This is a genomic window from Enterococcus sp. 3G6_DIV0642 (genome assembly GCF_002140635.1).
In the GTDB taxonomy this organism is placed as follows: Bacteria; Bacillota; Bacilli; order Lactobacillales; family Enterococcaceae; genus Enterococcus_D; species Enterococcus_D casseliflavus.
In genome coordinates this window covers 3,386,996-3,403,536 of record NZ_NGLH01000001.1, presented here as the reverse complement: position 1 = coordinate 3,403,536, position 16,541 = coordinate 3,386,996, and the positions used below count along the sequence as shown (strand labels likewise).

Sequence of the window (16,541 nt, the reverse complement as noted above, 5' to 3'; positions counted from 1 at the left end):
TTCAAAAAAATTGCGTGTTGTATTTTTTTTGAATACATCCCACCCCAAAATTTTGGGAAAATAGAAGTGTGGAATAGTAGTAATACGTTTGATACAAGTAGCAAAGACCAAAATTTTTGAATCATGGGGAGGAGGCAAAAAGCAGTTGTTTGTTGGGATATCTTGCTCACTGTTGAACAATATTATTCGTCGAGCGCTTCCGAGATCAATTGAAAAAATTTATAAAAAGGAATGAACAATTATGAAAAAACAATTTTCTATCTATATATGTTTGCTAGTCTTGCTTGGTTCTATCCTTTGTGAACCAACGATCATACTGGCAGAAGCAATCAACGCAACCGAAAGCACCGAAAGAACGACCGAAACATTAGAAAGTACTGAACCTGTGACCGGAACGATCGATACGGAAAAAGCACCTACGGATTCATCGACAGCGGGAGCAGTTCAGTCAGCAACGAGTCAAGCAGAAGAAGAACAAGCAACCGTCCCTAGTGAAAGTCAAGCAACCCAAGCATCTTCGACACTGAATCAAAACAGCATTCAACCCCGAGCACCAGATGCTGAGACGGAAACGGAAGCTTCTGCTACCGCTGAAAATCTTAGTGCCAACCTGAATGAACGGGGCGTGCAGCTTTTTGACAATGTCCGAATCACTGACTTAAACGATCAGCCTTTCACTGCCGAAAATCCACCGATGTATAATGACAATATCAAAATTCATTTTGACTGGTCGTTAGCAGATACGGAAGAAATTCGTGCTGGTGATTATTATACGTATCAATTGCCGAATTATTTTGCCATTCATAACACCGTCAGTGGTGAATTGACCCGTTCCGGCGGACAATCGATCGGAAGATTTACCTTAGCACTCGATGGTACATTGACCGTTACTTTTAATGAGGCGGCACAAACACTTTCCAACCGCTCAGGGACTATTGATCTGATCACTGAATTAAGTGTAAGCACCGTTACTGAGGAAGTGACCATTCCTACCGGGATTTACGATGAAGATGGCCATGAGATCATCATTACATTGCCTATTTATGAGGTCGATATCATTAAGACTGGTAACGTGACTTCCAGCGGTTCAGTGGTTTGGGAAATTATTTTTAACCAAACCAGTCGTGAATTGCATGATGTGGTGATTACCGATAAGATGCCACAAGGATTAGCTTATAGTACCTCGACAGGCTACTTGTACGATGAATCCACCGATGAATGGATTCGTACCGATGGCTTATATACGTATAACAGTGTTAACAACACGTTTACCTTCAATCAAACGGTTAATCAACCGGTTCGAATCGTCATCAATAGTGCAGTCACCGATCCAACGGCTTCTTCTTTCAAAAACACGGCAACAATCAACGGTAGCGATTTTACAGAAAAAACCGCAGAAGCAACGGTTACCTACGATGAACAATCAGAATACAAACGATTTAAAGGCTACGATCCAGAAACGAAACGAGCATCTTGGGAAATTTCCGTTACATTGGACAAAGACCAAGCCAGAGTTTTGGATCAGACCTACTCGGGAACAGATCCTGAAAAAGCCTTGCACTTTTTTGTTCCAGAAACTTTGGTGATCACTGACAAAGACGGTAATCCAATCCCTTCAGAGGACTGGTCCTTTGATGGGACATACCAGCTGGACAAAGAGGGGGAAATCGTACGCTTTGGCATCACGTTTGCCAAAGCTGGCTACTACAAGATCCAATACGACACCCAGTTGTATGAATCGGTTTTAGCCGATACCCGTATATACAATTACGCTTCGATCCGCGACAATCAAAATACCTCGTTGACGGGCAGCGGGACAGTGACACCAACCAAAACGATCGGTGTCGTGAAAACCGCTGGCTCCAAAGACTATGAAACGAAGACTGTCGCATGGAAAATTGAAGCCAATACCAATCAGCAAAAAGTTAGCGACCTGATTATAGAAGACCGCTATCAATTGATCTCTGGCTCAAACAGCAGTGCTTTAGCTTTATTGGCGGATACGCTAGTCGTGACAGCCAGCGGGGTGACCGAGCCTTTAGAGCTCAATACCGACTATACGCTAGAGCTGATCACAGAAACGAAAACGCTAGCCGATGGCTCAACGAAGGAACTTGAGACTGGTTTTCGCATCAAGCTGCAAGGAGCGTACCAAACGACCTCGGCAACGATCACTGTTAATTTTAAAACCAGCTTCGATGTTTCACAACAGATCGCATTAGGAAGTTCTAGCAGCCGGTTTAGTAATGCAGCGTTTGTCCATTATAAAGATGAAGCCGGCAATACGTTCACGGAAGCTTCTGAATCCAATACTTGGATGGATACCAACTGGTTAAAAAATGCCTTGAAATACGGCCTATTCATTGGTGAAGGCGAAGATGTCGCCAAAGCGATTACCGCTGTATTTGGTCGGAATCTAGGAACTATTTTTGATGAGCAGACTGCTTCAAGCGATCAAGTCTATTGGATGGGGCTATTCAATACGTACAAAGAAAAAATCAATAAAGATGCAGTCATCACTGACCAGCTGCAAGAAGGCCAAACTTTGAAAGACTTGGCGCTTTACACGGTCACGGTAACTGGATATACGACACAAGTCAGAGCACTGAAAGAGCAATTGGTGCTAAACGAGGATTACAGTTACACTTATGACCCTGACACGAAGAAAGTTACGATCACCTTGCTGAAAGAAACGTCAGAAACACTGGCGGTCTTCTTGGCAACGGAAGCATCTGAAGAAGTATTTACCTACAAAAATACTATTACATTGACGGACAATGACACAACGTTGACTGCTGATGGGCAAGTCGATAAGTCTGCGAAAACGGACTGGTTGATGAAAAACGGCAGCCAGAATGCCGAGAAAAATCGATTGCTCGATTGGGAAATCATGATCAACGCTGACAGTCGCAAAATCCACAATGCGGTAGTGACCGATACCATCAACTACAATCAGCACACCTTTTTACGCGATGCCGACGATAACGTGATCGTAGATGTGTATGAAGCAGTCTTAAACAATGGCACTTGGGAAAAAGGGGAAAAAGTCACCTTCACCAACGAAGACAATCCGAAAATCACCTCGGATGTGGTGGCAGGGACGCAATCGTTAGTGATCGCTTTTGAAGAAATGATTGATAAACCGTACTTTATCGTTTATCAAACACAGCTTGATCCCGGGATTTTGAACAATGAACGGGTGGCCAATAGTGTCAATTTGACGGGTAGTGAGATCGAAATTCACACAGTGACCAAAGAAGTTACCATCAAGTCGACAGACGGTAGCGGAACCTCTTCTGGGACAAACGGCTCCTTGACGATCGTGAAATACGATGCCGATGGCACCAAAGAACGAGGGATCGATGAAGAAGCGGTTTTCCAATTAAGCCGTAAAAATGCGCAAAACACCTATGAAGTCATCTTGTCGAATCTGGTGGTGAAAAACAATCAGATCATGGAAAACGGCAACGCCATTGAACGGATCGACAATCTGCGCTACGGTGATTACATGATCCAAGAAATCACCGCACCAGAAGGATATGAACGAGATGCGACTCAGTACACCTTCACTATTTCTGATGAGCAAGTCAATTATGTTTTTGAACTAGCCAATAAGCGAGAAATCAAAGAAACAACCCTTGCCTTGAATGTTCAGAAAATGCTTGATGGACGCGAGTTGAAAGACGGCGAATTTACTTTCCAACTGGTGGATGAAGCTGGCTCTGTGATTTTAACGCAAACCAATGACGGTAACGGTCAAGTTGCCTTTGACGCCATCACTTACAACGAGCCTGGCGAGTACCACTATACGATTCGGGAAAAAGCCGGCAACGATCCAACCATCACCTATACTGACAAGGAACTAAAGGTAACTGTGACCGTCACGGAAGAAGACAGCCAGTTGATTGCGAAAGCAGTCTATGAAGGCAATCAAGTCTTTGAAAATGTCTATACGCCAAAAGCCGGTAGTGTCGTTTTGAGTGCTGAGAAAGTACTGATTGGTCGTGATTTGAAAGCAGAAGAATTTGACTTCGAGTTAGTCAATGAAGCAGGAACTGTACTTCAAACAAAAGCCAATGATGCAACTGGCAAGATCTACTTTGACGCTCTTCCTTATGATAAAGCAGGTGAATACCGCTATACCATCCGTGAGAAAGCAGGAACTGACGGTACCATCACATACGATGCAAAAGAACTGGCGGTAGTTGTAACCGTCACCGATGAAGACGGACAGCTTGTGGCAGTTGCCGAATACGAAGGCAACCAAGTCTTTGAAAACGACTATACGCCAAAAGCCGGCAGTGTCGTACTAAGTGCCGAGAAAGTCTTAACCGGTCGTACCTTACAAGCAAATGAATTCGATTTTGAACTAGTCGATGAAGAGGGAACTGTACTTCAAACAAAAGCCAATGACGCCACTGGCAAGATCTACTTTGACGCGCTCCCTTACGAGGAAACAGGTGAGTATCACTACACCATTCGTGAGAAGGCAGGAACTGACGGTACCATCACATACGATACGAAAGAACTAGCGGTAGTCGTGACCGTCACCGATGAAGACGGACAATTGACCGCAGTTGCGGAATATGAAGGCAACCAAGTCTTTGAAAACGACTATACGCCAAAAGCTGGCGGTGTGGTCTTGAATGTAGAGAAAGTGTTGACAGGCCGCACACTAGCAGCCAACGAGTTTGCCTTTGAGCTAGTCGGTGAAGCAGGCAACGTGTTACAGACGAAAACCAATGACGTAAATGGTCAAATCTATTTCGATGAATTGACATATGGCGAAGTCGGCGAATACCGTTATACGATTCGGGAAAAAGCTGGCGCAGATAGTACCATTACCTATGACACGAAAGAAATTGGTGTTGTCGTGAAAGTAACCGATGAAGACGGGCAACTAGTGGCAAAAGCAACGTATGATAGCAATGCGATCTTTGAAAACGACTATACACCAAAAGCTGGTAGTGTCGTACTGAGTGCCGAGAAAGTCTTGACAGGCCGCACGTTACAAGCTGACGAATTTATATTTGAACTGGTAGATGAAGATGGTAACATTCTTCAAACAAAAGCCAATGATGCAACCGGGCAAATTGCCTTTGATGCTCTTGCATATGACAAAGCAGGCGAATACCGTTACACCATCCGTGAGCAAGCAGGAACTGATGGCACCATCACTTACGATGCAAAAGAACTAGCGGTAGTTGTAACCGTCACCGATGAAGACGGACAGCTCGTGGCAGTGGCCGAATACGAAGGCAATGCGATCTTTGAAAACGACTATACGCCAAAAGCCGGCAGTGTCGTACTTAGTGCCGAGAAAGTCTTAATCGGCCGTACCTTACAAGCAAATGAATTCGCTTTTGAACTAGTCGATGAAGATGGAACTGTACTTCAAACAAAAGCCAACGACGCCACTGGTAAGATCTACTTTGATGCTCTTGCATATGACAAGGCAGGCGAATACCACTACACCATTCGTGAGAAAACAGGAACTGATGACACCATCACTTACGATACAAAAGAGCTGGCGGTAGTTGTAACCGTGACGGATGAAGACGGACAGTTGACCGCAGTTGCCGAATACGAAGGCGATCAAGTCTTTGAAAACAGCTATACGCCAAAAGCAGGCAGTGTCGTACTAAGTGCCGAGAAAGTCTTAACTGGTCGTACGCTACAAGCAAATGAATTCGATTTTGAACTGGTCGATGAAGACGGAACTGTTCTTCAAACAAAAGCCAACGACGCCACTGGCAAGATCTACTTCGATGCTCTTGCATATGACAAAGCAGGTGAGTATCACTACACCATTCGTGAGAAAACAGGAACTGACGGTACCATCACCTACGATACAAAAGAGCTTGCAGTAGTTGTGAACGTGACGGATGAAGACGGACAGCTCACGGCAGTTGCCGAATACGAAGGCAACCAAGTCTTTGAAAACAGCTATCAACCACAAGCAGGCAGTGTCGTACTAAGTGCCGAGAAAGTCTTAACTGGTCGTACACTACAAGCAAATGAATTCGCTTTTGAACTAGTCGATGAAGACGGAACTGTTCTTCAAACAAAAGCCAATGACGCAACTGGCAAGATTTACTTTGACGCTCTCGCCTATGATGAAACAGGTGAGTACCACTACACCATTCGTGAGAAAGCAGGAACTGACGGTACCATCACCTACGATGCAAAAGAACTGGCCGTAGTCGTGACCGTCACCGATGAAGCTGGACAGTTGACCGCAGTGGCGGAATACGAAGGCGATCAAGTCTTTGAAAACAGCTACCAACCACAAGCAGGCAGTGTCGTACTAAGTGCTAAGAAAGTCTTGACGGGTAGAGATTTGCAAGCCAACGAATTCGCATTTGAATTAGTGGATGAAGCTGGAAAGGTTCTGCAAACCCAACGCAATGACGCAAATGGAACGATTACCTTTGATGCAATGACGTATGACGATGCTGGGGAACATCGTTACACGATTCGTGAAAAAGCTGGCAACGACGCCACGATCATCTATGATGAAACCACCTATCAAGTAACGGTCACAGTCAAAGATCAAGCAGGAAAATTAGTAGCTGAAGCGGAGCAAACGGCAGACATGGTATTCAACAATCGTGTCAAAGAAGGCAAAACAACGAAGCAGGGAACTGACAACTTACCGAAAACCAATGACACCACGACCGCTGGTTGGGTCGTCTTGGGGCTGTTGTTAGTAGTGATCGCAGTAGGCATCTACCTTGATCGCAAAAAACGGACGCCGTTATCATAGGCAGGGGAAGCAACAGAGCAGAAAGAGAAAGCGGGATGAGGCCAACTTGTCCCGCTTTTTCCTGCCCTATTTTTCTTCACTTCAAAGAAAAAAAAGCGTCAAAAGTATGAAACGCTAGAAAGCGAACAATCAGCAAACCAAGACTCAAGAAGGGAACGAAGGGCAACTGCGCCAATCGTTTCTTCCAGATGCCTTGATAGCTAAAAAAAGCGAGGAGACCAAGACTGCTGGCTACTAGTAAGAGGGCCAAAAGTGTCGACGGCGATAGCCAAGTGCCCCAGCCTGCCAGCACTAAGAGATCGCCGTCGCCCATTTTTTCCTGCCAGACAAAAAAGACCAGTGGAACCAGCAAGCCTAAAGACAGCCATTGAAAAGAAGCGCCGCTTCTAAACTGTGCCAGCGCTAGCAGTAGGTGGGCGGGGTACAGCAGTTGTGGGTAGACGCTATAGTCTATCAAGTCGGTCAAGCTGAGTAAAAAGGCACTGGTCAGCCAGACAAAAGCCAGGAAGCTTTCGGAATCATGAAAGGCAAGCCCGCAAAGCCCGCCATAGCATATGCCAGCGAAGACCCAATAAAGCGGGGGTGAAAGCCATCTTGTAGGAAGGAGAAAAAACCAATGGTTATCCGAAACTTTGTTCACCCTCGGGGAATGAGAACGAGAATCACTTTTTGGCAGATTCCAAAACAGGGTTTGCAATAGTAAAAGCCAAAAGAAGCCGAGTAAAGCGCCTAAAAAAAACACGAAAATCGTCATTTTTCGTACCCCCTCATAAAGAAATACGTAAGAGAGTGAGAAATTTTCTCAAATAGATGATTTTGTTGTACTTTTTAATTGTTTCGTATTATCCTTAAAATAGATAATTTAGAGGAGGAATCGTTATGAAATTTGAACAAACAAAAGAAGTATTAAACCAACTTGTTGCTGATTTAAGCCAAATGGCTATGGTCGTTCACCAAACACACTGGTACATGCGTGGACCTGGCTTTTTGACATTGCATCCAATGATGGACGAATTCATGGATGATTTAAATGAGCAATTGGATGAAGTTTCTGAACGCTTGATTACATTAGATGGTTCACCATATTCAACTTTGCGTGAAATGGCTGAACACACTCAAATCCCTGATGAAGTCGGCAACTGGGACCGCACGATTCCAGAACGCTTAGCTACATTGGTGGAAGGCTACCGTTACTTAGCGGACTTATACCAAAAAGGGATCGAAGTATCTGGTGAAGAAGGCGACGATCCAACCCAAGATATCTTCATCGGCTTCAAAACAGCCATCGAAAAACGTATTTGGATGATCCAAGCGCACTTAGGCGAAGCGCCATTGATCGATCCAGCGAAATCTCGCGTACGTCATTAATCAACAAAAAACCAGCGAAGAATTTTCTTCGCTGGTTTTTTTACTTGCCCGCCAATAATGCTTTGGCGGCTTCAATTTGCTGTGCCACTTGATCAAAACCGGTGCCGCCATAAGAATGGCGATTTTTGACGGCGGTATAGGAGTCAAGTTTTTCAAAAATATCGCTGTCGATGGCAGGATGGATCGCTTGGTATTCTTCCAAAGAAACATCTTGCAGATAGATGCCTTTGCTCAAACACTCACTGACGAGCTTGCCGACGATCTCATGGGCTTGTCTGAAAGGTACGCCTTTGCCGGCTAAGTAATCCGCTAATTCTGTTGCATTGGAAAAATCCTTTTCAGTGGAATCTTGCATCCGTGCTTGATTGACCTTCATCGTTGCGATCATGCCTGTCATGATCTGCAAGCTTTTCGTGATGGTTTCGGCACTGTCAAACATGCCTTCTTTGTCTTCTTGGAAATCTTTGTTGTACGCCAGCGGCAAGCCCTTCATGACCGTCAAAAGACCAAAGAGGTTCCCATAGACACGTCCTGTTTTTCCACGGATCAGCTCCGCCATGTCAGGGTTTTTCTTTTGAGGCATGATGGAGCTGCCGGTGGAGAAGGTATCGATCAGTTCCACAAATTGGTATTCATGGCTGCACCAAAGAATCAGCTCTTCACAAAAACGAGACAGATGCATCATCAATAAAGAGGCGTTGCTTAAAAATTCCAAGATAAAATCACGATCGCTGACCGCATCTAGGCTGTTGCTGTAAATATTGCTGAACCCTAACTCTTGAGCGGTGAAAGCACGATCGATAGGGAAGGTGGTTCCTGCCAAAGCGGCACTGCCTAAAGGCATCACATCGATGCGGCTCAAACTCTCTTTGAAACGCTCTTGGTCACGCGTCAGCATACTGTAATAGGCTAAGAGGTGATGGGCAAAAGAAATCGGCTGTGCATGCTGCAGATGGGTATAACCGGGCATGATGGTGTAGATATTGGCTTCGGCTTGTAAAACCAGCGCTTCTCGCAACTCAGCGATCAAAGTGATCACCTCTTGCACGACTTCTTTCAAATACAAATGCATATCGGTCGCCACTTGGTCGTTTCGACTGCGGGCAGTATGCAGTTTGCCTGCCACGGGTCCAATCAATTCATGCAAGAATGTCTCGATGTTTAAATGGATGTCCTCATTTTCAATCGTGAAGGTCAATTCGCCAGCGGCCAATTGCTGCTGAATCGTGGTCAAGCCGCCAATGATCGCTTCGCCATCGGTTTGACTGATGATGCCCGTATGGACCAGCATTTTGACATGTGCCAAACTGCCAAGAATGTCTTGTTTTGCTAACTTTTGATCAAACGTGATGGAAGCCCCAAAAGCATCGATCCATGCTTCATTTTTCCCATCGAAACGTCCGCCCCATAATTTTGCCATATTCTCACCTCAAAAAAAGATTACGGCTGAAGCGGCAGCTTCAGCCGTGCATACTTAAATCAATGTTTCTGTTAGTTGCTGTTGTGCTTGGATCTCAGCGTGCACTTTGCTTGGCAGTCCCCATAATTTGATGAAGCCGATAGCCGCATGCTGATCAAAGGTATCTGCAGAAGTATACGTTGCTAAGTTTTCATCGTACAGGCTGTTTTCAGATTTCCGTCCTTCACAAATGACGTTGCCTTTGAATAATTTCAAACGCACGATTCCGTTGACGTAGACTTGTGTGCTTTTCAGGAAGGTAATCAAGGCTTCCGTCAATGGATTGAACCAAAGACCATCATAGATGACTTGGGCTAATTGCTGCTCGATGATTGGTTTGAAATGCGCCAATTCCCGAACAAAGACCAAATCTTCCAATTCTTTATGAGCCGTCATCAAAGCGATCGCTCCTGGACATTCATAAACTTCCCGTGATTTGATTCCCACCAGACGATTTTCGATATGGTCGATCCGACCAACGCCATGCTCGCCAGCCACCCGGTTCAGTTTCATGATCAATTCTGCTAGATTCATCGTTTCGCCATCAATGGCCGTCGGTACCCCTTGATCAAAGGTGATCTCAACGATCGTCGGTACGTCAGGAGTATCTTCTAATTCTTGTGTGATGGCGTAGGCTCCTTTTGGCGGTGTTGCCCAAGGATCTTCTAAGACGCCGCACTCACAGGCACGTCCCCACAAGTTTTGGTCGATGGAATATGGATTGTCCAAGTCAGCGGGAATCGGCACTCCTTTTTCAGCCGCATAGGCAATCTCTTCTTCTCGGGACCATTTCCATTCCCGAACCGGTGCGATGACTTTCAAGTGAGGCGCTAAAGCAGCGATCGCCACTTCAAACCGAACTTGGTCGTTGCCTTTACCAGTACAGCCGTGGGCGACGGTCGTTGCGCCAGTCGCTAATGCCAACTCCACCAATTTCTTGGCAATCAATGGACGAGACAAAGCGGAAACAAGAGGATAAGAATTTTCATAAAAAGTATTGCCTTGTAAAGCGATCAAAGCAAAATCTTGGGCGAATTCTTCGCGGGCATCGATGGCATAAGATTCAATCGCGCCAACTGCCAAAGCTTTGTCTTTAATGGATTGGGTGTCGCGACCTTCACCGATGTCTAGGCAGCAAGCCACCACATCATATCCTTGGTCCGTTAACCATTTAATTGAAACGGAGGTATCTAATCCTCCAGAATAGGCCAATATTACTTTTTCTTTCATACTTATTAACTCCTTTTCCGCGTGTTTTCAAGTGATTGAAGCTATCTTATCAGAATAAAAATAATAAATCAAGGGTAAAATTAAATATTTATACATAAAAGTGGTGATTATCAGGTTTTTATACTATTGTCGATGGTTAAGGAAAAGAAGTGGATGCTCACTTTGCTAATGAAAGTTTATACATAATATTCATAAAGATATTCAGTTTTAGAATCCTGCAACAACAAGTTTCGTTTTTCAGAGAAAATGGCAGAAAACGAATGGAGAAAATTTTCAAAAAGAGGCGGAATTACGTTGACATTAGGCTTTATAGAAGGTATTATGTTATATGGTATTGTTTGCCCCACAAGAGCCCCGGAAACTCAAGTGTATGTCAAACATTCGTGAAATTGAATTGGAGGAAAAAATTGTGCGTACAACATATATGGCCAAACCAGGCGAAGTAGAACGTAAATGGTACGTAGTAGATGCAACAGATGTTCCTATGGGTCGTCTTTCAGCAGTAGTAGCATCTGTCTTACGTGGTAAAAATAAACCAACATTCACACCTCATGTGGATACAGGCGATTTCGTAATCGTCATTAATGCAGAAAAAATCAAATTAACAGGTAACAAAGCAAGCGATAAAATTTATTACCGTCACTCAAACTTCCCAGGAGGATTGAAATCAATCTCTGCTGGAGAATTACGTGCTAAAAATTCTCGTCGTTTGATCGAAACTTCTGTAAAAGGCATGCTTCCTAAAAACACTTTAGGCCGTAAACAAGGAATGAAACTTCATGTTTATGCTGGCGCTGAACACCCACATGCTGCACAACAACCAGAAGTATTGGACATCACAAACTTAATCTAATAGGAGGGAATTTCATTGGCACAAGCTCAATATATCGGCACTGGCCGTCGTAAAAATGCAGTAGCCCGCGTACGTTTAGTACCAGGTACTGGTAAAATTACTGTTAACAAAAAAGATGTTGAAGAATACATCCCACACGCAGACTTGCGTGAAGTAATCAACCAACCATTCGGCGTTACAGAAACTAAAGGTTCATACGATGTTTTTGTAAACGTAAATGGTGGTGGATACGCTGGACAATCAGGTGCAATCCGTCACGGTATCGCACGCGCATTGTTACAAGTTGATCCTGATTTCCGTTTAGCTCTTAAACGTGCTGGCTTACTTACACGTGACGCACGTATGGTTGAACGTAAAAAACCAGGTCTTAAGAAAGCTCGTAAAGCTTCACAGTTTTCAAAACGTTAATATATTCTATATATCAACATTTCAAGACATTTTCCATTTATTTGGGAATGTCTTTTTTTTGTTTTGTGGTAACATATAGTATAAAAAATAGAAGGAAATTAAACAAATGAGGTGAGTTCGTTTAATTCTGAAGAAATGGAAATTATGGTTAACAGTGATTTCGAAAACTATTTAATACCTTTGGGACTTCCATCAGAAAATATACTAACTACAAAGTCGTAAAAGAATCAAATATCAGGAAGCTTTTAAACAATAATCCAAAGCATAAATCTAAAAATTCAAAAAATGCAATATAACTTTCGAAATTTAATTGGAAGATTTGTCTCAGCGTTAGATGACTTATGGAATGAGGTTGTTATTAATTTATATAACAAAAATAATAGTGTGTTGTATGGATATTTTTTGTGATTCAGCAGTAGGAGATAATTTAAGAGAAGATTAGTTGATATAAATGACTTAATTGATATTAAAGATAGAGTTTTATTAGATAATTGTTTAAAGATTGAGATAAAAACTGATATTGTTCATCAAAAATTAGTTCATATGTTGAATAAGAGGAATAATATTAGTAGCGCTCATCCAAACGATGGACAAATCAAACTTTTTGAATTATTTGGATGGCTTTAAACATGTACCGTGAAAGTAAGATAATTTCAAAAATGCTGACTTGGTTAACAAGGTCTTAAAAAAGCTCGTAAAGTTTCGCAGCTTTCAAAATGCCAATATAGCAACATTTTCAGACGCTTTGCAATTTAGTTTGGTAAATGCTTTTTTGAACTGACAAAAAGCATAATGATCTCAACCTGAAGACTATATAATTAAGAGATAATTGTAGCCAGTTTAGTGAATGACCAAGATATATGAGGAAATTATAGTTTGCATACGCAGTAAATCAATACTCCAAGAAGTCTGGGAAAATATAAATGAGTCAGACCTCGATTATATGACAATTCACGCTGAATGGTGTTACATATAAAGTAAAGATGGGGTAAAAATGCATTAAGAACTGTAATACTGCTCCAAACAAGTTTACTATACTAAAACGCATATTCACATATTCGTAATATATACTTATAGAGTTATTTCGCTAGGATAAGTAGAAAATGGAATAAGACAATGCTATGTATAAATATATATATAAATGAATAAAGTATTATTTTTAACAAAATTTGATTTTTAGGTTATAAGAAATGCCATAACCTTGTATAATTGTTTAAAAGGAAAGCTATTTTCTATACTAAATAAGAACGGAGTGATTTCATGGGAACAAACAAAGCTAGAGTTGATAAATCTATTAGAAAAATTCTCGCAGGAAAGTCTATTGACGAGGCCAAATCGAGTTTGCCACAAATAACTAGTACGATGAAAAGTAATTTTATTGGCAAAGAAGTTTCTGAAGAAACTTATCAGAGTATTGTAGGTGTTGTAGGTGGAAAGCTTTCAAAACTTTATGCATTGGAAGAAGATGAGTGTGAAGAAATAGCACATAATTTGTTAAAAAGAGAACAATGGATAAACGAGGTAATGGAGCTTGTTGAAGATAATCTGAATGTGGAAATGTCTGAAATATTACTAAAATCATTGCGAATAGCTTTAGCAGAAACTATTAATGAAGAAAAAGATGAAAGGTATTTTATAGAGAAATTGTTATACCGAATTGTGTTCCTGTCATTAGAAAATACAATGCAAGGAGCATTAGAAGGTTTAGATGAAGGATTAACTATCCCGCAAATTAGAAAGGAATTCATTGAACCTCTTGCTGATAAGTTATTTGAAGATGATGTGAGAGAAAATATTTCGAACTTGATTGATGGTAAAATAACATTGGCTACAGTAAATGAACAGATTGCTGATAAACTTAAAAATTTTGGTGGTTTCTAATGGAAACAAATTCTTACTTTCAAGATTTTATTGATGAAGCTACAGATTACTATTATATGAGTGAACATGAACGATGTAATGCTTGTGACATAGTTAACGTAATGCTTGCAGCTTTTGATGGAGATATTTCTACAGGTGGAGATTCAAATAATAAAGCCCCTAGAAAAATAGCTGTTTCAGCAAAAGTATATAATATTGAAAGATGGGAAAGTTCAAAGGATCAATTGATTGAACTTCTTAATTGGGTATCTGGAGATCTGTTTAATGTGATGTTTGAAAAAAACACAAAAATATTTAATATCTTACCATTAGAAATTCCTAGTTCTCAAAAAAAGTGTATAACTCTTTTTTCAGGAGGACTAGATTCTCTAGCAGGAGCATATCATAATTTTTCAAGTAATATTCTAAGTGATTACGTGGGATACGTCAATAAGTCAGAAGAGCAAACACACCAAGTATTATTACAATCTTTTTATAATAAGATTTTTTCTGTCCACGGAAGTGAGATTGATATTAGGAATAAATATCAAAAAGCAAAAACGTTTCACTTTCAGTCTACACGATCTTTATTGTATCTTTCATTAGCGATATCGAAAGCAATATCTAACTCTACAAGAGAGATTAGAATGTATGAGAATGGCATACTATCTTTGAATCCAGAATTTGGAAGATTTACTACAAAAACCACTCATCCTAAAACAATATTTCTTTACAATGAACTTCTTACTGCTCTTGGCTATGATATTCGAATTTTAAACAAGTTTGAGTATAAAACTAAAGGAGAAGTTATTGCAAATATGAATTTTGAATTTAAATCACAAATAAAAAATACTTTTACATGTGGTAAAAGCAGAGCTGGAAGACATTACAAACATAAAGGGCAATGTGGTACTTGTATTCCATGTATACTTAGAAAAATATCTTTAGCTTCGCATGATAATGAGACTTTCGATACTGAATATTTTGTTGGGTATGAAAATATCACTTCTGCGCCAAAGAATTATTTGAAAGATTACAATAACAATGTGGGATATTTTGAAGCATATGTCGAAGCTATTAAAAATGATACAATCTTTGGTGAAATATCTAACAATAAACCGAAATTTCATGAGGATGAAAGTTACTTACAAAAACAAAAAATAATGTTTGATAAATTTGTCGCTGAATACGAAAGGTTTATTGAAAAATATGGGATATATTGATTTGCATGTTCACATTGATTTTTATTCAAAACCATTAGAGTTAGCTAAAGAGTATGAAGAATTGAAGATATACGCTATTTTTGTCACTTACTTGCCGGAAATATTTTTGAAAACTCGATATGAATATGAGAACTATAAGTATGTACGAATGGCATTAGGGTTTCATCCAGATATGGTAGGAGAGTATATTTTTAGTAGGAATGAGTTTGAAAAAGGATTGAAGTATACTAGATATATTGGAGAAGTAGGACTTGATTTTTCTGGATCAAATCAACGATTAAAAAAAGAGCAAGTTGAAATATTTCAACAAATAACTAATCCTAAATACAACAAAGGTAATATTTATTCAATTCATTCTAGAAAAGCAGAAGTGGAAGTTCTTGAGATACTCAAAAAAAATAATGTGAGAAATGCAATTTTTCATTGGTATACTGGTGGAAAAAAAACGTTGAAAGATATTGCTGAATCGGGTTATTTTTTTTCTGTAAATCATAAAATGCTTTCTTCAAAGAATGGGTTGGAAATCATTCAAAGCATTCCGAAATCACAACTATTGTTTGAAACTGATGGACCATTTGCAAGAAAGGATAAAAAGATTGTTTATCCCCGAGACTTAAAAGAAATTTATGATGATTTTGAGAAGGTAATCCCAGGTTTTGAAAAGATAGTTTTTTCTAACTTTAAGAGACTATTGTTTCAGAAGGATATTGATAGAATTAATTGAAATCAGAGTTTAAGACAAGAAGGATCTTAAGAGGTTCTTGAACATGCTATGTTAGAGATTAAGCAACAGTTGAGTGATTACTTTAAAATATGGTGATAAAGTGTGTTGTACTGCGTATATATGTTAGTCGTTGGAGGTTATTATGAAAATATCAGAAATATTCGCTCTAAATAAACAACAACATGAATTAGATTTTATAAACATTGATATAGACAAAGAAATTCCATTATTTTTGGATGCTTATATTTTTTCTGTTAGGGACGATGTCTGGGCTAGGGAATGTAACATTCTAATAGAAGACTTCTTTAGAAAAATTCATGAGTATATTAAATTAGGAAGAAAAAAAGAACTATATAAGTTATGTAGTCCATTAAGTGAACCCAATGAAACATGTCTGGGGAGATCAAAAGGAAAGCCTAGAGGAACATTTCAAAGTACAGAAAAAGTTGTTGAAATTTTTTATAAATTATATGACATTCAGCATCAGCATGGAAATCAGTTTGATGTGATAAAGACTTTGTCTGATATGAAATTTTACATTGAGGATGTCGGGAATGATACTGTTTCTGAATATTATAACGAATTTAATACGGTTTCAATTGCTTGAGTATACTTATGAACAATGCCGTCTACATAATATTCCTACAGAA

General features: G+C 40.4%; 11 protein-coding genes. 8 read left to right on the top strand and 3 right to left on the bottom strand.

Annotation, left to right across the window (positions count from 1 at the left end):
* Positions 1 to 241: 241 nt before the first annotated feature.
* Positions 242 to 6,766: a Spy0128 family protein gene (locus A5878_RS16465; protein WP_086295777.1), complete on the top strand. Its 6,525-nt coding sequence runs from the start codon at positions 242 to 244 to the stop codon at positions 6,764 to 6,766.
* A gap of 76 nt (positions 6,767 to 6,842) precedes the next feature.
* On the opposite strand, the gene A5878_RS16460 is transcribed toward A5878_RS16465, so the two are convergent.
* Positions 6,843 to 7,520 carry a prepilin peptidase gene (locus A5878_RS16460; RefSeq protein WP_005230380.1) on the bottom strand — a complete coding sequence of 226 codons (678 nt, stop codon included), beginning with the start codon at positions 7,518 to 7,520 and terminating at the stop codon, positions 6,843 to 6,845.
* Between the two features lie 125 nt (positions 7,521 to 7,645).
* Here A5878_RS16460 and A5878_RS16455 point away from each other — a divergent pair, with 125 nt between their 5' ends.
* Positions 7,646 to 8,134: a Dps family protein gene (locus tag A5878_RS16455; protein WP_005230382.1), complete on the top strand. Its 489-nt coding sequence runs from the start codon at positions 7,646 to 7,648 to the stop codon at positions 8,132 to 8,134.
* Between the two features lie 40 nt (positions 8,135 to 8,174).
* Here A5878_RS16455 and argH read toward each other — a convergent pair whose 3' ends face one another.
* On the bottom strand, positions 8,175 to 9,554 hold the full coding sequence (gene argH, locus A5878_RS16450; protein ID WP_005230384.1) for an argininosuccinate lyase: 1,380 nt from the start codon (positions 9,552 to 9,554) through the stop codon (positions 8,175 to 8,177).
* Between the two features lie 54 nt (positions 9,555 to 9,608).
* A complete protein-coding gene (locus A5878_RS16445; protein ID WP_005230386.1) occupies positions 9,609 to 10,823 on the bottom strand; it encodes an argininosuccinate synthase in 1,215 nt (404 codons plus the stop codon).
* A gap of 406 nt (positions 10,824 to 11,229) precedes the next feature.
* Between A5878_RS16445 and rplM the strand changes: the two genes are divergently transcribed.
* From rplM to A5878_RS16410, 6 genes are all read left to right on the top strand, one after another.
* On the top strand, positions 11,230 to 11,676 hold the full coding sequence (gene rplM / locus A5878_RS16440; RefSeq protein WP_301969661.1) for a 50S ribosomal protein L13: 447 nt from the start codon (positions 11,230 to 11,232) through the stop codon (positions 11,674 to 11,676).
* Positions 11,677 to 11,691: 15 nt separating this feature from the next.
* A complete protein-coding gene (gene rpsI, locus A5878_RS16435; RefSeq protein ID WP_003128901.1) occupies positions 11,692 to 12,084 on the top strand; it encodes a 30S ribosomal protein S9 in 393 nt (130 codons plus the stop codon).
* Between the two features lie 1,260 nt (positions 12,085 to 13,344).
* Positions 13,345 to 13,965 (top strand): hypothetical protein, encoded by a 621-nt coding sequence (locus A5878_RS16425; protein ID WP_086295776.1) that lies wholly within the window; start codon positions 13,345 to 13,347, stop codon positions 13,963 to 13,965.
* The gene (locus tag A5878_RS16420; RefSeq protein WP_005230403.1) at positions 13,965 to 15,167 is read left to right on the top strand and encodes a hypothetical protein; all 1,203 of its coding nucleotides are present in this window, start codon (positions 13,965 to 13,967) and stop codon (positions 15,165 to 15,167) included. Before A5878_RS16425 ends, A5878_RS16420 begins: the two co-directional genes overlap by 1 nt.
* Positions 15,154 to 15,891 (top strand): TatD family hydrolase, encoded by a 738-nt coding sequence (locus A5878_RS16415; RefSeq protein ID WP_197525958.1) that lies wholly within the window; start codon positions 15,154 to 15,156, stop codon positions 15,889 to 15,891. Before A5878_RS16420 ends, A5878_RS16415 begins: the two co-directional genes overlap by 14 nt.
* A 142-nt stretch (positions 15,892 to 16,033) precedes the next feature.
* Positions 16,034 to 16,498 carry a hypothetical protein gene (locus A5878_RS16410; protein WP_034869513.1) on the top strand — a complete coding sequence of 155 codons (465 nt, stop codon included), beginning with the start codon at positions 16,034 to 16,036 and terminating at the stop codon, positions 16,496 to 16,498.
* Positions 16,499 to 16,541: the final 43 nt, after the last annotated feature.